This is a genomic window from Gilliamella apicola (assembly GCF_003202655.1).
GTDB classification, from domain to species: Bacteria; Pseudomonadota; Gammaproteobacteria; order Enterobacterales; family Orbaceae; genus Gilliamella; species Gilliamella apicola_R.
Genome location: NZ_QGLR01000002.1, coordinates 1 through 22,645, shown reverse-complemented (window position 1 = coordinate 22,645; position 22,645 = coordinate 1). Strand labels below are relative to the sequence as shown.

Genomic DNA, 22,645 nt, shown 5'->3' with positions numbered 1-22,645 from the left:
ACAATATGATTTAAATAAATTAATTTAACTTACGCAAAAAAGACTTTAAGCAAAATTATATATTCGGAATATCATTCCTTTTTTGAATATACAAAATAATAAAATAAAATCAATTTTGATTCTTAATTTTGTGATAAACATCACCAATTAAAAATCAACCTATTATTTTTTAATATTATTTTTTTCATTGATAAATTGACTAAATTAACAACCCCGATTGAATATTGTTTATAAAGGATAGCGATAGAAAAAATAGTAAAAAAATACCAAACAATAAAACATATAAATAAAAACAAAATAAACAAATAGTTAGCATTTATGATGCTAATAATGGATTAAAATTTTATGTGACGCAGATCACAATAAATAATAAATGAAATATCATTCTTTTAAATTCTTAATTATGATTATTTCGGAATGATATTCCATTTAATAGAGGTAAACGAATGAAGATTTATATTACAGATTGTGACCATGAATCCATGGACATTGAAAAAAAGACTTTTACTAAAGAGGGTGTGGATTTTGAAATTTTAAACGTCACACAACCCGAAGATATTATCCGAGCTTGTCACGATGCAGATGCATTGATTTTACAATATGCGACTATTTCCGATAACGTACTGAGTTCTTTAAAAAATTTAAAAGGTGTTGTCCGTTATGGTGTTGGTGTTAATACCATTGATATTGAGTCAGCAACCAAAAATAACGTAGCGGTTTGTAATGTCCCTGATTATGGAACAAATGAAGTTGCTGATCACGCCTTGGCTCTTATTATGGCTTTAGCCAGAAAGTTACCATTGTTGATAAAAGATACAAAAAGCAATATTTGGGCTTATGAAAAAGCTATTCCTATTTATCGATTACAAGAACAAACTGCTGGCATTATTGGTTTAGGAAGAATTGGCTTGTCATTAGCCAAAAAACTTCATGGTATTGGATTAAAAGTTATTGGTTTTGACCCGTTAGCTAAAAAAGAGCAACTTCCAGATTATATCGACTTTGTTAGTTTAGATGAGTTATTAGCCCACTCAGATATTATTTCGCTTAATTTACCATTAACAAAGAGCACCGAGAACTTAATTGATAGTAAAGAGTTCTCAAAAATGAAAAGCAATTGCTATTTAGTTAATACCGCAAGAGGCGGCATTGTAAATGAAGAAGCGCTTTATCAAGCATTATTAAATCATACCATCGCTGGTGCAGCGCTTGATGTATTTAAGCAAGAACCGCCAACAGATAGAAAATTATTCAGCTTAGATAATTTCATTGCAACGCCTCATGCTGCTTGGTATTCAGAACAATCTCAACAAGATTTAAAAAGAAAAGCGGCTGAAGAAGCAATCCGCTTAGCAAAGGGTGAAAAACCACTCTATTGTTTAAACAAATAAGAATATCTATCAATTACAGGATATAAAACATGAAAGCGATAATTTATAAAGGTCCAAATGATGTAGCTTGTGAGCAAACCGTTGAACCGGAAGTTAATGAAAATGAAGTATTAATAAAAGTAAGTCATGCGGGAATTTGTGGTTCTGATCTTAATATTTATTTAGGGGTACATCCTAGAGCCAAAGCACCATTAGTATTAGGTCATGAATTTTCAGGTTATGTCGTTAATGGCGATGAGCAATTACCAACTGGAACTAAAGTATGTGTGCGCCCACTTATTTCTTGCGGTAAATGTTCTGCTTGTGAATCAGGTAATAGTCATGTCTGTAAAACACTTAAACTTTATGGTATCGATACCGCTGGGGGGATGGCTGAATATGTGAAAGTAGATAGAAGTAAAATTCATGTTTTACCAAATGATTTTCCGATGGATTTGGGGGCTTTTGTTGAACCATTAGCGGTAGGTATTCACGCTGTAGCAAGAACACCTTTTAAGATAGGTGATAGCGTTGTTGTGTTTGGTGCTGGCACAATTGGCCTTTGTGTAGCAAGCGTGCTGAAACTAGCTGGCGCCAAACAAGTGATTGTTATTGAAACCAATGATTTCCGCATTAATTTAGCTAAAGATCTCGGTTTTACGGTGATCAACCCAAAAGAAGATGATGTATTAAATACAGTATTAAAATTAACCAACCAAGTCGGTGCTGATATTGTTTATGACTGTGCCGCACACCCTTCTGTTGCTTTGCAATTAACTGATTTAGTCAGAGTTCAAGGTACGATTGAAATTGTTGGTTCATATAAAAAACCGACAGAATTTAAATTACTCGACATTGAGTTTAAAGAACTCAACATCATTGGTACCAGAGTGTATGAAGCAAGGGATTTTGAAACTGCAATCCAATTCATACAACAAGATTTTCCATATAAAAAATTACTCACCATATTGCCTCCAGAGGAAGCAAAACAAGGATTTGCTAATGCTTTAACCGGTGAAAACGTAATTAAAACAATATTTAAATTTTCTGATTAATAAGCTTATAAATTTAAGGTATACCATTATGAAAAATAAAAACCCTTTTGACTTAACCGGTAAAAACGCCATTGTGACAGGAGCCTCTCGCGGAATAGGTAAATCTCTAGCAATGAGCTTAGCTAATGCCGGCGCTAATATTATTATCATCGATGTTGCTCGTGATGAACAAACTGAGTTAGCGATAAAACAATATAACGTATCTTGTGAAACTATTACATTTGACCTAGCTAACTTTGATAAATATGAAAATCTTATTTCAGATATTATTAAAAAATACCAACATATTGATATTTTAATCAATAATGCCGGTATACAGCGTCGTCACCCTTCCGTTGATTTTCCGAAAAATGATTGGGATCTCGTCATTAATATTAATATGAATGCAGTATTTTTTATGTGTCAACAAGTGGGTAAACACATGATTGAACAAGGTTACGGAAAAATAGTCAATATTGCTTCTTTATTGGCGTTCCAAGGCGGATATACCATCCCAGCTTATACAGCTGCTAAATCGGCAGTGGCTGGTTTTTCAAAATCACTATCCAATGAATGGGCATCTAAGGGGATTACCATCAATTGTATCGCTCCTGGTTATATTGCTACCGAAATGAATACAGCATTGATGAACGATGAAACGCGTAATCGTCAAATTCTAGAACGGATTCCGGCCGGACGATGGGGAAATCCTGAAGATTTGGGTGGTGCCGCAGTATTCTTATCCTCTAGTGCATCTGATTATATCAATGGTTTTACCATTGCTGTTGATGGTGGATGGTTAGGTAGATAGTCGTTTTTTTAAATTAATTTTATCTTAATTATTGGTTAACAGTTAACACCAATAATTAAGATGTCTAGGAGGACATTATGATTATTGGCAATATTGAACATCTTGAGTTAATCCCTTACTTACCAAATAAACTCAAACATGCAATAGAAACAGTAAAAAAAGAGGTCAATGATAATACAGAAAATGGACGTTATACCATTGATGGTGATGATGTTTTTTATATGGTTTCAGAAACCTTATCGAGAACTCAAGAAGAAGGTAAATATGAATATCATGCTAAATATATTGATATTCAAATTGTATTGTCTGGACAAGAAGGTATGGCAGTATCTACGCTTCCACCTCATTCTGAGGTAATTGAAGATAAACTAATTAATGGGGATATTGCATTTGTAAAAGCGCCAGTAGAAGAGACAATGTTTGTTATGCAACCTAAGGATTTTGTCATTTTTTATCCTAAAGAAGTACATAAACCACTGTGTATTGTTGGTGGTAAAGCAGAAAAAATTCGTAAAGTGGTTGTTAAAGTCGCTATAGATTGACTTGTAACTAATTGTAACAATAACTAAAACAGGTTCATATGACTTCACCTGATTTGGTTATTTAGATTATCAACAATACCTGATAAGGAATAGTGATGAGTATAAATATCGCGGTAATCGGAGAGTGCATGATTGAACTCTCAATTAAAGATAATTTAACAACTAGAAGTTTTGGTGGTGATACTTTAAATACATCTGTTTATTTGTCCCGTTTATTTCCCAATGACCAAGCCTCTATTCATTATGTCACCGGGCTCGGTATTGATCCATTTAGCCAAGAGATGTTAGATCAATGGCAAAAAGAGAACATCAAAACCGATCTCATCCAACAATTAGATAATAAAATACCGGGATTGTACGCCATTATGACTGATAGTAATGGTGAGCGATCATTCTATTATTGGCGTAATGATGCTGCGGCAAAGTTTTGGTTAAAAACGGAACAAACAGAACAGATCTGTGAAAAAATAACCACATTTGATTATATTTACTTAAGTGGAATTAGTATTGCTATTTTAGATGAATACAGTATAGATAAACTGATCGAGTTATTAGAAAAATTTAAAGCCAATGGCGGTAAAGTGATTTTTGATAATAACTATCGCCCTCGATTATGGCGTAGTCAGGAATATGCCCAAAATGTTTATTCTAAAATTCTTTCTTATACCGATATAGCATTTTTGACGCAGGATGATGAACAGTTACTTTGGGGCAATACCCACTATCAAGATAGTATTATTCGTAGTAAAAAGTTAAATGTTTCTGAAATTATTATCAAAAGAGGAAGTGAAAGCTGTATAGTCGAAACTTTAAATGAACGTGTAGAAGTACCAGCTAATGTTATTACTAAAGATAAAATCGTTGATACTACTGCCGCCGGTGATTCATTTAGTGCCGGTTATTTATCCGTTCGATTAAAAGGTGGAACAATTGAAGATGCAATCCAAAAAGGTCACGATTTAGCGGGAACCGTTATTCAATATCGAGGAGCCATTATTCCTCTTGAAGCTATGAATAACTTAATTTAAACGATAAACGTTTTAACAATAAAATGAAAACCACCTAATCAGGTTATTTGGTTGCAATATATCCTAATCTGGAAGAAATTGAATTAGTCGTCTCTTTTAATAAAGAGGCGCATTTTTTCATTTGGTTTTGCATTCGATTGCTAGGACCAGTAATACTTAATGCTGCAACGACATCATTGCTGTAATTAAAAATACCTGATGCTACGCAAATAAGTCCTTCTTCAACCTCTTCCCAATCATAAGCAATATTTTCTCGGCGAACTTCATCTAAAATATCATAAAGCTTTTGGGTATCTGTTATGGTGTTTTTAGTATGTTTTAATAATGGAGAAAGCAATACCCTATCGATCTCTTGTTGAGATTGATGTGAAAGTAATATTCGACCTAATCCGGTACAGTATGCTGGGCGCATATGACCTAAATTGGAGCTGGTGTGAATAGCATTATTCCCTTCACTCTTATATAAATAGACAACATTACCGCTATTATAGACCCCTAAAAAACAGGTTTCATTTATTGTATTTGAAAGTGATTTGATAAATGGAATAACAACATCAACAATATTAACATTTACTAAACCTGATATACCTAGTTCAAGTGATTTGAACCCTAATGTATATTTATCTGATTTTTCATCAAAAAAAACATATTCTCGATCAAGTAATGTTTTTAATATCTTCTTAATAATAATTTTGTTTAGTTTGGTCGCTTCAATGATTTCATTAATTGTCACACCTGCAGCGCAATTACTAATCACATCTAAAACTGAAATAGCCTTATCAATTGCTGATGTTGCTTCTTTTTGAATCATAATTTTAAACCTTTATAAAAATAGTCAGCCATTAATTCAACCGACCGATCACATTAATTTTTCTTTTTTAGTTCAATTGAAATTGATGATGAAATATTTTTTAACTCGTTAATAATCAACTCTTTTTTCTGTATAATTCGAAAAGAAGATCCGGCAACACTAATCGCGCCAACAACTTTATTTTGTTTTATAAAAATTGGAACTGCTATGCAAGACAATCCTTCTTCCACTTCTTCATCATCCATGGAATAACCGTCGATACATACTTTGGCTAAACTATTATGAATCATTTCACGATCAATAATGGTTTTATCTGTAAATTGAACTAAAGGGCGACTTAATACTTTATTAATTTCGACTAATGGTTGGTAAGCTAATAATGATTTGCCAAGTCCTGTACAATAAACAGGCATTCGGCTTCCTATGTGTGAATTGGTTTTAACAGCCAGTTCACCTTCAGCTTTATATAAATAAATAACACTGCCATCATGATAGACGGCAAGAAAACACGTTTCATTAATTTTTGAAGCTAGCTTTTTTAAAAAAGGGATTGAGATACCAACCAAAGAGATATTCATTAATCCCTTTACACCTAATTCAAAAGCTTTAACGTCTAAAGAATATTTTTCAGTATTCGCATCATAACTAAGATATTGCCTTTTTTTGAGAGTATCTAAAATTCTAAATACTGTTGTTTTTGCCATTCTACTTAATTTGACAATTTCAGCTAGAGAAATGCCTGATGAATAATGACTAATTATTTCAAGCAAAGTTAAGGCATTATCTAAAGTGGATTGTTGTTTTTCAAATGACATTTATTAAACCCCAGACCATGATATTATCTATCCAATAGATTGATTAAAAACAATACAATAAATAATTAAGATGCACTTTAAAAAGGCAATTTTTAGAATACAATTTTTATCTAATTATATGTATAAATTCAGCTTAGCGGTTACATATTACTAGAATAATCATTTTTTTTCTATTAATTCAATAACATCTTTACTATTTTGCATAGTTAAAAATTTTCATAATAATTACAATTTATTATCTTTGCTTATCATTGCAAATTGAATTAATACGATACAATGCTCAAAAAATAACAAAAAATTAAAGGATGAAAAGATTGGCAAAATTCATAAGATTCAAATATATCGTTATCGCGATTGCCGCTTTAGTATTGTTGTATATAGTAAAAGCCATTTTTTTCCCTGTGGAAAAAGCGGTCAATTATATTACATCGCCAGTCACTAAAGGGAGTGTTGAGAAAACGGTGCTTGCTGATGGCACCATAAGTGCCTTTAAACAAGTTAGCGTAGGTGCGCAAGTTTCAGGACAGATAAAAAAACTGTATGTTGAGCTTGGCGATGAAGTTAAACAAGGTGATATGATTGCTGAGATTGACGATCTTAAACAAAGTAATGATCTTAAACAATCGGAAGCATCACTTAATAGCTTAGAAGCTCAGCGAACTTCAAAGAAAGCTAAATTAATCAATTATCAATTAACCTATGAACGTCAATTAAAGCTGGTTAAAAAAGGGGTCGGTGTCCAATCGGATTTAGATTCCGCCAAAGCTGATCTTGATGCGATTAAGGCCGATATTGCTGCACTCGATGCTGATATCGTCAGTGCTCAAGTGGCGGTTGATACGGCAAAAGTTAATCTAGGTTACACTAAGATACGTTCACCGATTGATGGTGTGATAGTTGCCATTCCGGTTGATCAGGGACAAACGGTAAACTCGGTGCAAAGTGCGCCAACTATCGTTAAAGTTGCCCAACTGGATAAAATGACCATTGAAGCACAAATTTCAGAAGCCGACGTTATTGGTGTTAAAAAAGGTATGCCGGTTTACTTCACAATTTTGGGACAACCCAATAAGCGTTTTGATGGATTAACATTAAGAGCGATCGAACCCGCACCAGACTCAATTAATACCGAAAGTTCGACTTCAAGCTCATCATCTACCACCAAAACTGCTATTTACTATAATGGATTGTTGGATGTTGATAATCCTGATCGTATTTTACGGATATCAATGACGGCTCAAGTATATATTGTGTTAGCTGAAGCGAAGGATGTACTTACGATTCCATCTCAGGCTATCCAAAAAAATATAGGCACTGATAAAGCAATTGTTTATATTCTTAATCAATCCAATGAGATTGAGGAACGGGAAGTCAATTTAGGGATTAATAATAATATTAATGTTGAAATCAAATCTGGTCTGAAAGAAGGAGAAGTTGTCGTTGTTAGTAGCGCAAATGGTGCAACATTTAATCCCAATAGCAAAGGACCAAGGATAAGATTCTAAGATGACCAATACTCCATTAATTAAACTTGAAAATATTATTCGTGAATTTCCCGCTGGAGAATCAACGATACAAGTTCTTAAAGGCATCAATTTAACCATCAATGCTGGAGAAATGGTGGCGATTATTGGTGCTTCCGGTTCTGGCAAATCGACACTAATGAATATTCTCGGTTGTTTGGATAAGCCAACCAGAGGAACTTATTCAATTAGTGGGCGAACCACCAGTCAGTTATCACCTGATGAGCTAGCAGAATTACGCCGTGAACATTTTGGATTTATCTTTCAACGTTACCATTTATTAAATGCATTAACAGCACAAGGTAATGTTGAAATACCCGCCATTTATGCAGGTGTTACCAATGAACAACGTCAAAGTCGAGCGGCTAACATATTAGCGCGTTTAGGCCTTGCTGATAAAATAAATAATAAGCCTAATCAATTATCGGGTGGACAACAACAACGTGTTAGTATTGGCCGTGCACTAATTAATGGCGGACAAATTATTTTAGCTGACGAACCAACCGGTGCTCTCGATCGTAAAAGTGGTTTAGAAGTCATGACCATTTTACGAGAACTGCATCAACAAGGGCACACTGTTATTATTGTTACCCATGATCCGAACATTGCCCAAAGTGCTCAACGGATTATTGAGATTAGTGATGGTAATATTATTTCTGATTCAATTAATCCCAATTACTCATCTGCGCAAGTTGATAATCGACAAGTTAAGCAAATCGAAATAACCAAAACGCAAGATAATTTTTCCGCCAAATATTACCGTTTTCGTGATGCATTTAAAATGGCAATATTATCCATGTTGTCACAACGGTTACGCACGTTTTTGACTATGCTAGGAATTATTATTGGTATTGCTTCAGTGGTATCTATGGTTGCTTTAGGCGAAGGAACAAAACAGAAAATACTATCCAATATTAATTCGTTAGGTACAAGTACGTTAGAAATTTATGCCGGTAGCGGTTTTGGTGATCGTAACGCCGATAAAATCACAACGTTACGTTCCTCTGATGCCGATTTTCTTGCGCAACAAAGCTTTGTTCATAGTACAACACCAAATCTTTCCACCAGCGTCTATTTTCGAATAAATAATTTAGCTGTAACCGGTACGGTGAATGGTGTAGGTGAACAATTTTTTGCCGTACGCGGCTATACCATTAGTCAAGGAATAGCCTTTAATCAAGAGGCAGTAAACGCATCCGCTCAAGAAGCGGTAATTGATGAGAACACCGTTAAAAGGCTGTTTAGTGATCAAAATCCAGTAGGCAAAATTCTCATGGTCGGTCAATTACCGGTTAGAATCATCGGAGTTGCCACTAAACAACAGCAAGGATTTGGTAATAACGAAAGCCTTAATATTTGGTTACCTTACACCACAGTAATAAATCGTATGGTAGGGCAAACATCATTAAAAAGTATTACCGTTCGCATCAATGATAATATTGATTTAAGTGTGGCAGAACAAGCGATTAATAAAATTATGCTACAACGCCATGGCACTAAAGATTTCTTTATCTTTAATTCCGATAGTATCCGAGAAACCGTCAATTCATCAGCTTGGGTTTTAACTTTGCTGATCTCAACTATTGCTTTAATTTCTCTTGTTGTTGGTGGTATTGGGGTAATGAATATTATGCTGGTATCTGTCACAGAAAGAACGCGAGAAATTGGTGTTCGTATGGCAGTTGGTGCACGTTCGAGTGATATTTTGCAACAATTTCTTATTGAAGCCGTACTGGTTTGTTTAATCGGCGGCACATTAGGGATCGTGTTGTCATTTTTAATTGGTTTTATTTTTAATTATTTAGTGACCTCGTTTGCTATGAGTTTTTCTATTATTTCTATTATTGCCGCATTTAGCTGTTCGTCGATGATTGGGATTATTTTTGGCTATGTTCCAGCAAAACGAGCTGCAAAACTTGATCCAATTTATGCATTAGAAAGAGAATAAAAAATTCCATTAAAATAAAATCCCTTTGTACTGATTAACGACAAAGGGATCTCAATTATTTCTAATAAACAATTAAAAACGTCAACTAATTATTTTTTTGACTTGTCTTCATTTGCTGATTTTTTATCGTTTTCAACCTTAATATTAGGATCTAAGCCAACTAAGTAAGCAGTTACTCTCGCATAATCGTTGATATAATTAGTGGTACTGTCAACATTTAGTCCTCGTGAATTCACAAAAAACTTACGGTTAACCACAACAGTTGGAATTGAATCTGGACTTAATTGCTTAATTGCCTCTGTTTGTTGTGCCATAAATGCTTTGACTAAAAAACTTTGTTTGGTTTTATCAAACTTTTCAGCATCAACACCTAAATCAGCAAAAACAGCTTTAATATCTTCGGCAGTTTTTATTTTACGATCTGTTTGTACCGCTTTGTAAAGTGCATCAGAAGCTTTATCTTCGATACCTAAAACATTAGCAACTGCCCACGCTTCAGCTAACTCTTTAGCTAAAGGGCCAAAATTTTCTAAATGATAACGTTTAAATTGAGTACCATTAGGTAATGCTTTAGCAATTTCGCCTGGTACATGAAATTCGCTTTCAAATTTGAAACAGCTAGGACAGTTGAATGAGAAAAATTCGACAACTTCTTTGTCTGGAGATGGCTGAAATGGTAAAACACCATATTGTTTACCACTTTCAATCGGTTCTAATTGTGAGACGGCACTTGCTGTAGCTGGTTGAGTTTCATTCTTAGTATTTACCGGTGCTTCGTCAGCAAAGCTGCTCATAGAAGTTAGTAATACTCCAATAGCAATGAGCGTTTTTTTCATCTAGTTCATTCTCCTTATTCTTGAATAATTCCGCGAGCTTTTAATATTGCTGATTTAAAATCATCTTCATAATCTTTCTTTAATCCAGGAATGGCTTCATTTTTATCTGAATTACGCATTTTTAAATGATAAATTAAAACTTCATCACTAAGATCTTTCAAATCACCATCAAAACCGGCTTCTTTACCTAATTTATCTAAAAGCTGTAACAAATTGAGATCGGAATCGTTTTCCCAAGCTGGTTGTAATAACTCAATTAATTCATCAATACGATGACATTTCATAATAATTACCTTTTTAATTATTCAACTATGTTGAAGATGATGATATAAACCTTTATGTTAATCTTTATATTGCAATCTGTATATTAAAAAGCTTTTATTATATACTCGGCTTTTAATCTAATGAGAACATAAAGACTGTATAAACGGATAACTTACGCTAGATTTTGTATCTAAAAATAACTTTGTTATATAGTAATGTTATTTTGTTTTTTAGCAATGTAAAAGAGAAAGTATTTATGGAAAAACTGCCTGTGACAGCCATTATTTTAGCTGGTGGCCAAAGTAACCGTATGAATGGTGTGGATAAAGGCTTAATGTTATTAGCAGAAAAACCACTATTTCAGCATGTTATTGATCGGATTAAGCCACAAGTTGACTTTATAATGATTAATTGTAATCGTCATGCTGATCAGTATGCTGCGCTAGATTACCCGGTTTTTGGTGATGATTTACCGGGATTTTTAGGGCCGCTTGCCGGTATCTATAGCGGTTTATTGCGCAGCTCGACAGATTGGAACTTAGTTGTTAGTTGTGATACCCCTTTTTTGCCACTTGATCTACTAATTCGTTTAGCCAAATTCACAACAACCCATCAAGCTATTTTCCCTTTTGACGGCAAAGATAATCATCCAACCGTTTTATTAATTAATAAATCCGTCCTCCCACAACTAAAAAAATATTTGGAAAATGGTGATCGTAAACTGATGTTATTTTTAAAACAAATTCATGCAACCGCGGTTGATTTTAGCGATACGCCGGCTAGTTTTACCAATATTAATACAGTTGAAATGCTCGAAAGTGCTAATTTGGCAATTAAAGCGAATAAGTAAATCCTATCTAAGGCCATTTATAAATAATAAATCGCTGGGGTTCAACGTTAAAAAAGCCGTTCCTCAACATTTTGGCAAATACAATTTTTAATCACCTTAGATTAGCCATACTTTTAGTAGATAAGTTCATTGCCAAGCTTAGCTGGTATAAAGAGGATTTTTAGCGATCTCATAGTTTAAAACCCCTGCTTCTCAATTATTTATAATACTGTTTTGGCCTTTTTGATCACTAATGCTTTTAGGAGATTACATGATTATAAATCTTAGCTGAGGTAACTGGGATTTTCAGTCATACAAGATTTCCAAAATCCCACCCCTCAACTTTTTTATTTTTTTAGATGATTAATAACTCAATAAATAAAAAAGCCGTTATTAATTTTTAAGCAGTTTCTTTAGTTGTGTAGCAAAGTTTTCAATTTCAACTTCTTGGGTCGACCATGAAGTACAAAAGCGTAAGCAAATATGGTCGGGATCGCTTTGTCCTAAATTATCCACCGCATAAAGCGACACAATTTTGTTGGCTAGTTGATTGGGCAATTTAACAAATATCTGATTGGTTTGTGGTGTTGCTGCAAAAGTAAATCCATGATTGTCAAATAAGGTTATCAGTTTTTCAGCCATGGTATTACTATGTTTACCTAAAGAGATATAGAGGTCATTTTGCATTAATGCTTTAAATTGCACGGCTATAATCCAACTTTTCGCTAATATTGCCCCTTTTTGTTTCATATTAAAGCGGAAGTCATGATTGATAGTATGATTATTAAATACCAATGCTTCACCAGCAAAAGCACCAACTTTAGTACCACCAATATAAAATACATCCGTATATTTAGCTAAGTCAGGGAAAGTTATGTCATTATCTTTCGCTCCTAATGCCATTGCTAAACGAGCACCATCTAAATAAAGGTAAAGGTGGTTTTTTTGACAAAATTGATACAATTCTTTCAGCTCTTGCTTGCTATATAGAGTACCTAATTCGGTGGTATTGGAAATATACACCAGTTTGGGTTGAACCATATGTTCGTCACAATGATAATCTAAAACCGGTTTTATTAATTCTGGGGTTAATTTACCATCTTCGGTTTTAACTGTTACCACCTTATGCCCTGTCGCCTCAATAGCGCCAGTTTCATGCACATTGATATGTCCGGTCTCGGCTGCAATCACTGCTTGATAAGGTTTTAAAATATGGGAAATTGTCGTTAAATTGGTAATGGTTCCTCCTGCCATAAAATGGATATCGGCATTCGGTGAATTTAATATTTGTCTAATGTGATTGATGGCATCATTACAACAATCATCTAAGCCATAACCACTCAATTTTTTATTATTGATATCGATAAATTCTTTTAATAATTGAGGGTGAACCGTTTGGTTATAATCATTTAAAAAATCGTACATACCATTACCTTTAATCTTGTATAAAATGATGTAATATTTGCACTTAAATATAACATGATAATGTTGAAAATCTATGAATGGTAAAAAAATTATTGGGATTACTGGATACAGTGGATCTGGTAAAACTACCTTGTTAAAAAAAATTATTCAGTTAATGGTGTTGCAAAATGTTAAGGTGGGGTCACTAAAACATGCCCACCATGATATTGAGTTAGATATCCCCGGTAAAGATAGCTATGAGTTACGCAAAGCAGGTTCACTACAAACGATTATTGCGTGTGATAAACGTTATGCATTGATTGAGGAAACACCAGATATTCCTGCCGATTTAAAAACGTTGATTGATCGTTTTACTGATGTTGACGTGATATTTATTGAAGGATTTAAAGATGAGCAAATTCCCAAAATTATGTGCCATCGTAAAGCCAACGCTAAACCATTATTTATTGATAATTTTACCATTGCCGTTGCCAGTGATGAGTCTTTAAACACATCTGTACCAGTATTAGATATTAACCAACCAGAACAAATAGTTAAGTTTATAAATAATAGTTTATTTAAATGTTAATATAGCGTATCTTGCTTAACGGTTTTTTTGCTAAATTAATTCTTTATTTAACTATTTTTAACTAATCATATTTGGACTACTATGAAACGCAAATTAAGGAAAACGTTAAACCTCATAAAAAAAATCATACTTGGATTTATGCTTGTTTCGGTTTTTCTTATTTTATTAATGCGTTGGTTTAATCCGTTTGGTTCAATGTTGATGGTGGAAAGAAAGATCGCTCATTGGAATATCACTCAGCAACGCACCTGGAAAGATTGGGATCAGATTTCAGATAATATTAAAATTGCGGTGATTGCCGCTGAAGATCAACATTTTGCCGATCATTGGGGGTTTGATTTTAAAGCCATTAATCGCGCATTAATTCATAATCAAAAAAACCAAAAGATGATTGGCGCGAGCACCATAACTCAACAGGTGGCAAAAAATATATTTCTATGGCCATCCCGAAGTTGGATCCGTAAAGGTTTTGAGTCATGGTTTACCGTTTGGATTGAGGTTCTTTGGTCAAAACAACGTACGCTTGAGATCTATTTAAATAGCGTTGAATGGGGTGAAGGAATTTTCGGCATTGAAGCGGCCTCTCGTCACTATTTTAATGTCAGTGCTAGCCAATTAACGCCACATCAAGCGAGTTTATTAGCTGCAACCCTGCCAAATCCAAGAAAATGGAACCCAGCTAATCCTAATGATAGGATCCAAAAAAAGGCCGAATGGATTCGTCAACAGATGACCAATTTAGGTGGTAAAAATTACCTGAAACAGCTCAATTGATATTACTTATTAAATAAATTTTTTAATATATTCTGGCACCACTTGACTTGCAGGGCCATAAATTTTAGTTTGAAATAAGTTTTCACCTAAACTTGGCTCTAAATTAAGTTCTACCGTTTTAACGCCAAATTGATTCGCCATTTGCACAAATCCAGCCGCTGGATAAACATTTCCAGAAGTACCAATTGAAATAAAATAATCAGCATTTGAGAGCGCATCATAGATTTCATCCATCTGTAATGGCATTTCACCAAACCAAACTATATGTGGGCGAATCAGTTTGTTTTCTTCATAATTGACATCTTGATAATAATCAAGAATCTGTCCGGTTTTTTCATTGCGAACCTTTAATAATTCACCATGCATGTGGATGATATTTTTTGAACCGGCTTTTTCATGCAGGTTATCCACATTTTGGGTAACAATTAATACATTATCCGAGCCTAAGGTCTGCTCTAGTTGCGCTAAGGCAAAATGAGCCGCATTGGGTTTTACCTCAGGATTTTGTAACTTATTGCGTAGCATATTATAAAAATTATGTACGCCAATGGGATCTCGCAAATAACCTTGGTAGGTGGCAACATCATCCACATTATGACCTTCCCACAATCCATTTTGGGCGCGAAAAGTTGATAAGCCAGATTCAGCAGAGATACCGGCACCTGTTAAAATGACTATTTTAGGTGTTTGCAACATATCTGTTTGCCTTTTATTAATAAGTTAAATCATCTACTATAATTAAACATCATTATTGACTATATTCTGTGGTAAATATATGTAAAGCGGGTTTGCTTAACTTTTGATATTGGCTATAAGCCGTTGCTACTTTAAGCCTTGTTTCATCTTTTGCTTCACCATTCAACCAACTACTAATCATAGCATGAATACTATAAGCTTCCGGTGCCATACGGTGCAGGGTTAAAATAAGTGGTGTTATACCTAATCGAGATAATGGTGGCGTAAAATACTTCTGACTTTTACAGGCAAATACGGCAGCATAGCGTGTTTTTTGTTTCTCTTGTTCTGCTTTTGACAGCGTGTACCAACGCCAACTATCTGGTAAATAATTCCACCAAGACCATTCCATTAATGCATCATGTCCAACATAAACAACTAAATGAGCTTTTGCTCCTGCATCAATTTGAGTTTTATCGATTAAAAAGGACGCTGATTTTTTTCCAGCTGAATAACTAATAAAATCATCTACTGTATCGTTGATATATTTACCATCATATGCCTGAGCAATAAGATAGACATCCTTGCTTTGATGTTTGTAAATTATTTCCTCTAATATCTTGCCTTTATTGGGTTTATTAACTTGTAGAACTTGCCACTCTTTTTGTTTAGCAAAATAGGTTTTAAAACCATAAGCCGCGCCCCAATAAAGATTATTTTTCGGATCTTGACCATTACCAATTGCCGCTGGTACTGGAGCGATAGCCTGATATTTGTTATCACATAATGCCACCAGCACATGGATCACTTTTGGTTCAGCCAGACATGAAAATGATAACATCAGCAATCCAAATGAGAGAAATGCTAAATAGTTTTTATAGTTTTTCATTAATAATAAACATCCATTTATCAACCAACGGCTACAATGAGTTTTTTAACTCATTTACTACAACGATCTTACTACAACGATCTGATAGTTGATGATATTTTATTCTAATTCATCATCTTTACATACTAATAATTATAATTAATAATCAATTACTACTAGTTAGTAACGAAAAAATATTATGGAGTATTAGAAATGAAAACAATTGGATTAATTGGTGGCATGAGTTGGGAAAGTACCGTTACTTATTATCAAGTTATCAATCAAGTTATTGGCAAATCACTTGGTGGATTACATTCAGCCAAAACACTATTATATAGCGTCGATTTTCAAGAGATAGAAAGTTGCCAAGCGAATAATGAATGGGATAAAAGCGCGGTTATTTTAAGCGATGCGGCGAAAAGATTAGAATTAGCCGGCGCTGATTTTATTATTATTTGTACCAATACCATGCATAAGGTTGCAGAGCAAATTCAAAAGGCCATTACTATTCCTATCATTCATATCGCCGACGTAACGGCCAAACATTTGATTAAAAATAAAATAAAATCAGTTGCATTACTTGGTACCAAATACACCATGGAGCAAGACTTTTACAAATCAAAACTAATTGAAAAAGGCTTAAATGTTTTAGTCCCTGATGAACAAGATAGAATAATCATCAATAATATTATTTATGATGAACTTTGCCTTGGAAAAATTAAACCTGAGTCTAAGCAAGCTTACCTCAATATTATTGATAAACTTGTTAAGCAAGGTGCTGAAGGGGTAATTTTAGGCTGTACTGAGATTGGTTTATTAATCTGCCAACAAGATTACGCCATCCCTTTCTTTGATACAGCCCTATTACATGCCCAAGAAGCAGCATGGTTAGCGATTAATTGATCGCAAAGCTGTATAGGCAGAATTACACTCTCTCTTAGCTGATTCCGGATTTTTTTCTATCAATTGCTTAAAATGATTTATAGTATTTTCTAAAGATTCTTGAGGATCAGCCGGGAGTTTAGATGATAATTGTAATTCGTGAACTAACTTTATATAGCGATCACAGTCAATAACCCCGGTATCAATGGATAAGTCAGAAGATGTATTTTTAGCATTATCATTACAAGCAATTAAACTAACAGCAATTAGACTAAATAAAATAACTCTCAATAAACTTTTTAACATTCTTTATCCCTTATATAAAAACAAACTTTTAGATAATTATCTAATTAATCTTAAACTATCGTGTATAAAAACACTTTAAATATAACTATGTTATTCAACTAGTTGGCATGCTTATTTTTAATATTTGTTCAAATATCATAATACTAATTGAAGTAAATAATAACATTAAATCTTCACCGATAAATGATAAAGAGATGTAATGTTCATAAGGCGTGTTATTAACAGATAAAATTAGTGATCATAGTGGTCTAGTAGTTAATTCTATAACGTCGCAAACAACAAATTTATTAGCAAACTTATAACAATAAATTACTCAATTTGCTAAAAATAGTCCGATTTACGATAACTTAAAATCCATAATCTAAATTGCAAGAAACCATAAGTTAAAATTGCCATAATAATGGTATCGATTAAGGTAATTAAAACTGCTCGCCATGTAGAAAGTTTAGTTGAAGCAATATCAGAATTAATCTCATAGCTATATGTAATAAAAAATAAACTTATAAGGGTAAACCAATATTTTTAAATATTAAAAAATAATAGTAATACCATTCCAATAAGTATCATTATTAAAGCAATACAAGTCAGTATGGTCATAAATTTGCAATATTTATTAAGATATGACTGAGACTAAGAAATATTAGTATTGATTTTTATTTATAAAATACAGCTTATCAACCAATAAAAAACAAAAAAATAAAAACATAATTTTTTATTACTAAATGGTAGTTTTAATTGTTAACTTATTTATTAGCTACATTAAATTCAGCTTATAAAAAAGCCCCACTTTAACTAAAGTAGGGCTTATTTATTATTAATAAAAATCAATTATGCTTCTATAGCCACTCGTAGTTTTTTCATGGCATTTTTTTCAAGTTGGCGAATACGTTCAGCAGAAACGCTGTATTTATCGGCCAATACTTGCAATGTTGATTTACTATCATCAGCATCTAACCAACGTGCTTTAATAATATCTTGGCTACGTTCGTCTAATTGAGATAAGGCATCATGTAGCTTATCGGTTGCGTCATTTTCCCAATTGTCATTTTCAATCGATTTTGAGAAGTCAGAATTGCTATCTTCTAAATAAAGAGCTGGTGCAACAATTGAATTATCATCATTATCACTATCTATATCAAATGACATATCTTGCGCAGCCATTCGTGATTCCATCTCTAAGACATCTTTACGACTCACGCCTAACTCATCGGCAACCAGATCGACTTCAGCACTATTAAACCAACCTAAACGTTGTTTATTTTTTCTTAAATTAAAAAATAATTTTCTTTGCGCTTTAGTGGTTGCAACTTTAACAATACGCCAGTTTTTTAATACATATTCATGAATTTCGGCTTTTATCCAATGCACGGCAAAAGAGACTAAACGCACGCCCATTCCTGGATTAAATCGACGTACCGCTTTCATTAAACCAATGTTACCTTCTTGAATCAAATCAGCTTGTGGCAAACCATAACCAGAATAGCCACGAGCAATATGCGCAACAAAGCGTAAATGCGATAAAATTAATTGTCTTGCTGCATCGACATCATCATGATAATAAAGTCTTTCACCTAGAGACTTTTCTTCCTCAGCTGTTAGCATCGGATAGGTATTTATCATGCGAAGGTATGATTCGATATTTCCTTGTGGGATTAAAGCACCTGCTTGCATTTTTAAATCAGTAGTCATTTAATTCCCCCTTAAATTAAACTAATTTTGCTACACGCTATTAATGTAGCAATTTAAAATCTTTCTGTTTAGTTAGACCACCAAAATGTGATTTAGTTCACATTTTTATCATTATATTTGCAGTAAAGCATCCAATAAAAACCGTAGATAATTAATCTACAATTATGAGACTATCACCATTTCGTTCAAATACTTTTTAGTGGCAATAAATGCTGAAAGCCAACCTATAATTATCGAAAATAAAATAATTAATAAACTTTCATCCCATGAAAGACCATTGATACTAACTATTTTTCCAAAAACATTGGATACTTGCAACATGGTTGAATCTATTTGAAGAATAAATACTTTCGATAGAACGAGAGCCAAAATAGCACTTATCAATCCAGTGAAAATGCCATTGTATAAAAATGGTCGTAAAATAAAACCTTCTGTTGCACCAATTAATTGCATAACGATAATTGTCTGCCTTCGAGCAACTATATTCAAGCGAATACTATTACCAATAACTAATGATACCGCAATAACCATAAAGATTGAAATGGTCCAAACTATGGATTTTACCATATTAGTTAATGCCATTAATCGAGTAAACCAACTATCATCAAGATGCACATCATCAACGCCTACTATTTTTTGTAGTTCTGCTTGTAATGCATGTAATTTATTGGTTTGTTTAGCTGTTTCAATTGGAAAGACAATAGCAACCGCCGGTAATGGGTTTTCAGTCAGTAAGTCAAGAGCATCATCAAATCCAGACCAAGCTTTGAATTCTTCACGAGTTTCATCGCGAGAAAGGTAAATAACATTTTCGACTTCAGAAATTGCCTTAAATTTATCAATTAAATCTTTGCTTTGCTCATCACTTAATGTTTTGTCGATATATACCGTTAAATTTGGTGTTGGATACCATTGTTCAGCTGCTTGATTGGCATTTTTCAATAATATATAGCCGATTGTCGGTAATGTAATTGAAATAGCAATAACAAAAATTGTTAGCAACGAGGCAAAGATATTTTGGTAAAAATAGTTAAACACATTATGCCATGCGTAACCAATCTGTCTTTGCCAGCGCCCTAAAAAACTATGGCTCTTGTGTTTTTTTTGTTTAGATGGCTTAAACTTTGCCTTTATCATCAATTTTTAACCTCTAAACGTCCTTGATTCAAATTTAATATTCGGTGATGTTTTCGACGAATAAGCCCCATATTATGGGTTGCCATTAACACCGTTACCCCCGCTTGATTAAATTCTTCAAATAATTTTAGTATATCTTTTGACAGTTTATTATCTAAATTCCCCGTCGGTTCATCAGCAAGTAGTACAGTTGGGCGATTGACAATTGCTCGGGCAATACCTACTCGTTGCTGTTCGCCACCAGATAACTGTATTGGATAAAATTTCATTTTATCAATCAAGCCTACTTTATCTAAGGATGCTGAAACACGCCTTTTAATTTCGTCAGCAGGCTTACCTAAGATAATCAATGGAAACGCTACATTATCATAGACAGTATGATCAAATAACAATTGATGATCTTGATATATCATACCAATTGTGCGACGCAAAAATGGCATCTGATGTTTTTTTAATCGGGAAACATCAACACCATTTAATAATACTTTGCCATCATTCGCTTTTTCTAAACCACAAATCAAACGCATCAATGTGCTTTTACCGGCACCTGAATGACCGGTTAAAAAGGCCATTTCCCCGGGTGATAAAGTAAAAGTTATATTTTGCAAAGCTGGCTTGCCACCAAGGTAAACTTTGCTAACGCGTTGAAATTGGATCATGATTTATCTCTACTCTTCTGCTTCATCAAAAAGTGCATCAATAAAATCATCTGCAACAAATGGCCTTAAGTCTTCAATTTTTTCACCGACACCAATATAACGGATTGGAATATTAAACTGATCAGCAATGCTGAATATAATACCACCTTTTGCAGTACCATCTAACTTAGTTAATGTCATCCCTGTTACACCAACAGCTTCATTAAATAATTTCGTTTGACTAATGGCATTTTGACCGGTTCCAGCATCAATAGTTAACATGATTTCGTGTGGCGCAGTTTCATCTTGTTTTTTAATTACTCTGACTATTTTTTTCAACTCATCCATTAGATGAGATTTATTTTGCAAACGACCAGCTGTATCTGCAATTAATACATCAATATTTTTCGCTTTTGCCGCCTGCATAGCATCAAAAATTACTGACGCTGAGTCAGCATTAATATGCTGAGCAATGACAGGGATATTATTACGCTCACCCCATACCTGTAACTGTTCAACGGCAGCTGCACGAAAAGTATCACCAGCGGCAAGCATAACCGATTTCCCTTGTTGTTGAAATTGACGGGCTAATTTACCTATGGTTGTGGTTTTGCCAACGCCATTTACACCAACCATTAATATAACGAAAGGCTTATGCTCTTCTAAATTCAACGGTTGTTGAGCACCATCTAAAATAGATTTCATTTCATTTTTTAATAGATCATGTAATGCATCGGCATCTTTTAACTCTTTTCTCGAAGCTTGCTGCGTTAACGTAGTTATTAATTTTTGTGTGGTATCAAAACCAACATCCGCAATAAGTAATTGTTCTTCTAATTCTTCAAATAGCTCATCATCGATCTTTTTTCCTTTAAATAAGCTAAGAAAACCAGATCCTATATTTTGTTTAGTTTTAAAAAGACCTTTTTTTAAACGAGAAAAAAAACCTTCTTTCTTTTTTTCAATCATAAATAACTTATCCCATGATCAATGTTGGTGATCATTTTATCTTATTTTAGTTTAAAGCCCAACGGATTCGAGCAAAGAGAATCATATTATTGATCTATTTGATCCTACAAAAATAGAATTCTTTAAGGATCATAAATTAATTATCTAATATAAAGATCGTTAATGTTAATAGATCGCCATTCGCCTAACGGTAAGTGATGAGTAAATAAATTATAGTTACCAATCTGAACGCGAATTAAGCGTAAGCAAGGAAATCCAACAGCAGCACACATTCTTCTAACTTGCCGATTTTTTCCTTCGGTTATGGTAATAGTGATCCATGAAGTCGGAATTGTTTTGCGTTCTCTAATAGGTGGAACTCGTTGCCACAAATTAGTTGGCTCATCGAGAAAAGTCACTATTGCCGGTGCCGTATGAAATTCCTTTAGTTGAACACCTCTGGTTAATTTATCAATCGCTTGGTTATCAATTAGTCCTTCCACTTGTACCCAATAAGTTTTAGGTAATTTAAACTTTGGCGAACTAATTTTTGCTTGTAATTGACCATCGTTGGTGAGTAATAATAATCCTTCACTATCAGTATCTAAACGGCCAGCAGGATAAAATCGTGGTAAGGATATATAATCTTTTAACGTCTGATATTTTTCATGAGCAGAAAATTGCGTCACAACATTAAACGGTTTATTAAAGGCGATTAAGGAACTCATCTTATCCCCAGAAGAATTAAATAATCTTAGAATGCAAAAAAGCCCAGCATTGCTGCTGGGCTCGTGTATTTAAAAGTCTGGCGGCACCCTACTCTCACATGGGTAATACCCACACTACCATCGGCACTACGGCGTTTCACTTCTGAGTTCGGCATGGGGTCAGGTGGGACCACCGCGCTATTACCGCCAGACATAT

Annotated in this window: 23 protein-coding genes, 1 rRNA gene and 1 pseudogene; 11 read left to right on the top strand and 14 right to left on the bottom strand. The window is 33.8% G+C overall.

The window, feature by feature from the left end:
* Positions 1 to 446: 446 nt before the first annotated feature.
* The 5 genes from DKK70_RS00255 (at position 447) to DKK70_RS00235 (ending at position 4,785) form a co-directional block, all read left to right on the top strand.
* A complete protein-coding gene (locus DKK70_RS00255; RefSeq protein ID WP_110432245.1) occupies positions 447 to 1,391 on the top strand; it encodes a C-terminal binding protein in 945 nt (314 codons plus the stop codon).
* A 29-nt stretch (positions 1,392 to 1,420) separates the two neighbouring features.
* Positions 1,421 to 2,425, top strand: a complete 1,005-nt coding sequence (locus DKK70_RS00250; RefSeq protein ID WP_110432244.1) for a zinc-dependent alcohol dehydrogenase — start codon at positions 1,421 to 1,423, stop codon at positions 2,423 to 2,425.
* A gap of 28 nt (positions 2,426 to 2,453) precedes the next feature.
* Positions 2,454 to 3,215 carry a 2-dehydro-3-deoxy-D-gluconate 5-dehydrogenase KduD gene (gene kduD, locus DKK70_RS00245; protein WP_110422385.1) on the top strand — a complete coding sequence of 254 codons (762 nt, stop codon included), beginning with the start codon at positions 2,454 to 2,456 and terminating at the stop codon, positions 3,213 to 3,215.
* A gap of 77 nt (positions 3,216 to 3,292) precedes the next feature.
* Entirely contained in the window at positions 3,293 to 3,757 is a 465-nt protein-coding gene (locus DKK70_RS00240) for a YhcH/YjgK/YiaL family protein (RefSeq protein WP_110422384.1), read from the top strand.
* Positions 3,758 to 3,852: 95 nt separating this feature from the next.
* A complete protein-coding gene (locus DKK70_RS00235) occupies positions 3,853 to 4,785 on the top strand; it encodes a sugar kinase (RefSeq protein WP_110432243.1) in 933 nt (310 codons plus the stop codon).
* Between the two features lie 43 nt (positions 4,786 to 4,828).
* Here DKK70_RS00235 and DKK70_RS00230 read toward each other — a convergent pair whose 3' ends face one another.
* Complete coding sequence (locus tag DKK70_RS00230) at positions 4,829 to 5,596, bottom strand: IclR family transcriptional regulator (RefSeq protein ID WP_110432242.1); 768 nt, start codon at positions 5,594 to 5,596, stop codon at positions 4,829 to 4,831.
* Between the two features lie 53 nt (positions 5,597 to 5,649).
* Positions 5,650 to 6,411: an IclR family transcriptional regulator gene (locus tag DKK70_RS00225; protein WP_110422382.1), complete on the bottom strand. Its 762-nt coding sequence runs from the start codon at positions 6,409 to 6,411 to the stop codon at positions 5,650 to 5,652.
* Positions 6,412 to 6,716: 305 nt separating this feature from the next.
* Here DKK70_RS00225 and DKK70_RS00220 point away from each other — a divergent pair, with 305 nt between their 5' ends.
* Positions 6,717 to 7,916 (top strand): efflux RND transporter periplasmic adaptor subunit, encoded by a 1,200-nt coding sequence (locus DKK70_RS00220; RefSeq protein WP_110432241.1) that lies wholly within the window; start codon positions 6,717 to 6,719, stop codon positions 7,914 to 7,916.
* A gap of 1 nt (position 7,917) precedes the next feature.
* Complete coding sequence (locus DKK70_RS00215) at positions 7,918 to 9,882, top strand: MacB family efflux pump subunit (RefSeq protein ID WP_110432240.1); 1,965 nt, start codon at positions 7,918 to 7,920, stop codon at positions 9,880 to 9,882.
* Positions 9,883 to 9,971: 89 nt separating this feature from the next.
* Here DKK70_RS00215 and DKK70_RS00210 read toward each other — a convergent pair whose 3' ends face one another.
* Together DKK70_RS00210 and DKK70_RS00205 are read right to left on the bottom strand one after the other, a co-directional pair.
* Positions 9,972 to 10,718 carry a DsbA family protein gene (locus tag DKK70_RS00210; RefSeq protein ID WP_110432239.1) on the bottom strand — a complete coding sequence of 249 codons (747 nt, stop codon included), beginning with the start codon at positions 10,716 to 10,718 and terminating at the stop codon, positions 9,972 to 9,974.
* 14 nt (positions 10,719 to 10,732) lie between these two features.
* Positions 10,733 to 11,002 carry a YihD family protein gene (locus tag DKK70_RS00205; RefSeq protein ID WP_034884473.1) on the bottom strand — a complete coding sequence of 90 codons (270 nt, stop codon included), beginning with the start codon at positions 11,000 to 11,002 and terminating at the stop codon, positions 10,733 to 10,735.
* Positions 11,003 to 11,238: 236 nt separating this feature from the next.
* On the opposite strand from DKK70_RS00205, the gene mobA reads away from it, so the two are divergent.
* A complete protein-coding gene (gene mobA / locus DKK70_RS00200) occupies positions 11,239 to 11,832 on the top strand; it encodes a molybdenum cofactor guanylyltransferase MobA (protein WP_110432238.1) in 594 nt (197 codons plus the stop codon).
* Positions 11,833 to 12,204: 372 nt separating this feature from the next.
* Here the strand turns inward: mobA and DKK70_RS00195 are convergent, their stop codons facing one another.
* Complete coding sequence (locus DKK70_RS00195) at positions 12,205 to 13,236, bottom strand: threonine aldolase family protein (RefSeq protein WP_110432237.1); 1,032 nt, start codon at positions 13,234 to 13,236, stop codon at positions 12,205 to 12,207.
* A 73-nt stretch (positions 13,237 to 13,309) separates the two neighbouring features.
* Here DKK70_RS00195 and mobB point away from each other — a divergent pair, with 73 nt between their 5' ends.
* Together mobB and mtgA are read left to right on the top strand one after the other, a co-directional pair.
* A complete protein-coding gene (gene mobB / locus DKK70_RS00190; RefSeq protein ID WP_110432236.1) occupies positions 13,310 to 13,804 on the top strand; it encodes a molybdopterin-guanine dinucleotide biosynthesis protein B in 495 nt (164 codons plus the stop codon).
* Between the two features lie 81 nt (positions 13,805 to 13,885).
* On the top strand, positions 13,886 to 14,578 hold the full coding sequence (gene mtgA / locus DKK70_RS00185; protein WP_110422375.1) for a monofunctional biosynthetic peptidoglycan transglycosylase: 693 nt from the start codon (positions 13,886 to 13,888) through the stop codon (positions 14,576 to 14,578).
* Positions 14,579 to 14,587: 9 nt separating this feature from the next.
* On the opposite strand, the gene cobB is transcribed toward mtgA, so the two are convergent.
* Positions 14,588 to 15,274 carry a Sir2 family NAD+-dependent deacetylase gene (gene cobB / locus DKK70_RS00180; RefSeq protein ID WP_181415205.1) on the bottom strand — a complete coding sequence of 229 codons (687 nt, stop codon included), beginning with the start codon at positions 15,272 to 15,274 and terminating at the stop codon, positions 14,588 to 14,590.
* 52 nt (positions 15,275 to 15,326) lie between these two features.
* Positions 15,327 to 16,142, bottom strand: coding sequence for a hypothetical protein (locus DKK70_RS00175; protein WP_110432235.1), 816 nt, complete (start codon positions 16,140 to 16,142; stop codon positions 15,327 to 15,329).
* Positions 16,143 to 16,334: 192 nt separating this feature from the next.
* Here DKK70_RS00175 and DKK70_RS00170 point away from each other — a divergent pair, with 192 nt between their 5' ends.
* Positions 16,335 to 17,024, top strand: coding sequence for an aspartate/glutamate racemase family protein (locus DKK70_RS00170; RefSeq protein WP_110432234.1), 690 nt, complete (start codon positions 16,335 to 16,337; stop codon positions 17,022 to 17,024).
* Here DKK70_RS00170 and DKK70_RS00165 read toward each other — a convergent pair.
* From DKK70_RS00165 to rrf, 7 genes and pseudogenes are all read right to left on the bottom strand, one after another.
* Positions 17,010 to 17,309 (bottom strand): hypothetical protein, encoded by a 300-nt coding sequence (locus DKK70_RS00165; RefSeq protein WP_110432233.1) that lies wholly within the window; start codon positions 17,307 to 17,309, stop codon positions 17,010 to 17,012. The genes DKK70_RS00170 and DKK70_RS00165 overlap by 15 nt on opposite strands.
* Before the next feature lie 828 nt (positions 17,310 to 18,137).
* Positions 18,138 to 18,998 (bottom strand): RNA polymerase sigma factor RpoH, encoded by an 861-nt coding sequence (gene rpoH / locus DKK70_RS00160; protein ID WP_110432232.1) that lies wholly within the window; start codon positions 18,996 to 18,998, stop codon positions 18,138 to 18,140.
* 162 nt (positions 18,999 to 19,160) lie between these two features.
* Positions 19,161 to 20,135 carry a permease-like cell division protein FtsX gene (ftsX, locus tag DKK70_RS00155; RefSeq protein WP_110432231.1) on the bottom strand — a complete coding sequence of 325 codons (975 nt, stop codon included), beginning with the start codon at positions 20,133 to 20,135 and terminating at the stop codon, positions 19,161 to 19,163.
* Positions 20,135 to 20,794, bottom strand: coding sequence for a cell division ATP-binding protein FtsE (gene ftsE / locus DKK70_RS00150; RefSeq protein WP_110432230.1), 660 nt, complete (start codon positions 20,792 to 20,794; stop codon positions 20,135 to 20,137). Before ftsE ends, ftsX begins: the two co-directional genes overlap by 1 nt.
* Before the next feature lie 9 nt (positions 20,795 to 20,803).
* Positions 20,804 to 21,727 (bottom strand): annotated as a pseudogene (ftsY, locus tag DKK70_RS00145) (signal recognition particle-docking protein FtsY); the annotation flags it as partial.
* A gap of 155 nt (positions 21,728 to 21,882) precedes the next feature.
* Positions 21,883 to 22,449 (bottom strand): pseudouridine synthase, encoded by a 567-nt coding sequence (locus DKK70_RS00140; RefSeq protein WP_110422370.1) that lies wholly within the window; start codon positions 22,447 to 22,449, stop codon positions 21,883 to 21,885.
* 75 nt (positions 22,450 to 22,524) lie between these two features.
* Positions 22,525 to 22,640 (bottom strand): 5S ribosomal RNA (rrf, locus tag DKK70_RS00135).
* Positions 22,641 to 22,645: the final 5 nt, after the last annotated feature.

Bases quoted from the DNA above. Each gene is read 5' to 3' on its own strand.
- DKK70_RS00225 (WP_110422382.1), bottom strand. From the start codon at position 6,411: ATGTCATTTGAAAAACAACAATCCACTTTAGATAATGCCTTAACTTTG.
- cobB (WP_181415205.1), bottom strand. From the start codon at position 15,274: ATGTTGCAAACACCTAAAATAGTCATTTTAACAGGTGCCGGTATCTCT.
- DKK70_RS00205 (WP_034884473.1), bottom strand. From the start codon at position 11,002: ATGAAATGTCATCGTATTGATGAATTAATTGAGTTATTACAACCAGCT.
- mobA (WP_110432238.1), top strand. From the start codon at position 11,239: ATGGAAAAACTGCCTGTGACAGCCATTATTTTAGCTGGTGGCCAAAGT.
- DKK70_RS00230 (WP_110432242.1), bottom strand. From the start codon at position 5,596: ATGATTCAAAAAGAAGCAACATCAGCAATTGATAAGGCTATTTCAGTT.
- DKK70_RS00240 (WP_110422384.1), top strand. From the start codon at position 3,293: ATGATTATTGGCAATATTGAACATCTTGAGTTAATCCCTTACTTACCA.
- kduD (WP_110422385.1), top strand. From the start codon at position 2,454: ATGAAAAATAAAAACCCTTTTGACTTAACCGGTAAAAACGCCATTGTG.
- ftsX (WP_110432231.1), bottom strand. From the start codon at position 20,135: ATGATAAAGGCAAAGTTTAAGCCATCTAAACAAAAAAAACACAAGAGC.
- ftsE (WP_110432230.1), bottom strand. From the start codon at position 20,794: ATGATCCAATTTCAACGCGTTAGCAAAGTTTACCTTGGTGGCAAGCCA.
- DKK70_RS00175 (WP_110432235.1), bottom strand. From the start codon at position 16,142: ATGAAAAACTATAAAAACTATTTAGCATTTCTCTCATTTGGATTGCTG.
- DKK70_RS00215 (WP_110432240.1), top strand. From the start codon at position 7,918: ATGACCAATACTCCATTAATTAAACTTGAAAATATTATTCGTGAATTT.
- mobB (WP_110432236.1), top strand. From the start codon at position 13,310: ATGAATGGTAAAAAAATTATTGGGATTACTGGATACAGTGGATCTGGT.
- DKK70_RS00220 (WP_110432241.1), top strand. From the start codon at position 6,717: ATGAAAAGATTGGCAAAATTCATAAGATTCAAATATATCGTTATCGCG.
- DKK70_RS00195 (WP_110432237.1), bottom strand. From the start codon at position 13,236: ATGTACGATTTTTTAAATGATTATAACCAAACGGTTCACCCTCAATTA.
- DKK70_RS00235 (WP_110432243.1), top strand. From the start codon at position 3,853: ATGAGTATAAATATCGCGGTAATCGGAGAGTGCATGATTGAACTCTCA.
- DKK70_RS00140 (WP_110422370.1), bottom strand. From the start codon at position 22,449: ATGAGTTCCTTAATCGCCTTTAATAAACCGTTTAATGTTGTGACGCAA.
- DKK70_RS00170 (WP_110432234.1), top strand. From the start codon at position 16,335: ATGAAAACAATTGGATTAATTGGTGGCATGAGTTGGGAAAGTACCGTT.
- DKK70_RS00210 (WP_110432239.1), bottom strand. From the start codon at position 10,718: ATGAAAAAAACGCTCATTGCTATTGGAGTATTACTAACTTCTATGAGC.
- DKK70_RS00165 (WP_110432233.1), bottom strand. From the start codon at position 17,309: ATGTTAAAAAGTTTATTGAGAGTTATTTTATTTAGTCTAATTGCTGTT.
- DKK70_RS00250 (WP_110432244.1), top strand. From the start codon at position 1,421: ATGAAAGCGATAATTTATAAAGGTCCAAATGATGTAGCTTGTGAGCAA.
- DKK70_RS00255 (WP_110432245.1), top strand. From the start codon at position 447: ATGAAGATTTATATTACAGATTGTGACCATGAATCCATGGACATTGAA.
- rpoH (WP_110432232.1), bottom strand. From the start codon at position 18,998: ATGACTACTGATTTAAAAATGCAAGCAGGTGCTTTAATCCCACAAGGA.
- mtgA (WP_110422375.1), top strand. From the start codon at position 13,886: ATGAAACGCAAATTAAGGAAAACGTTAAACCTCATAAAAAAAATCATA.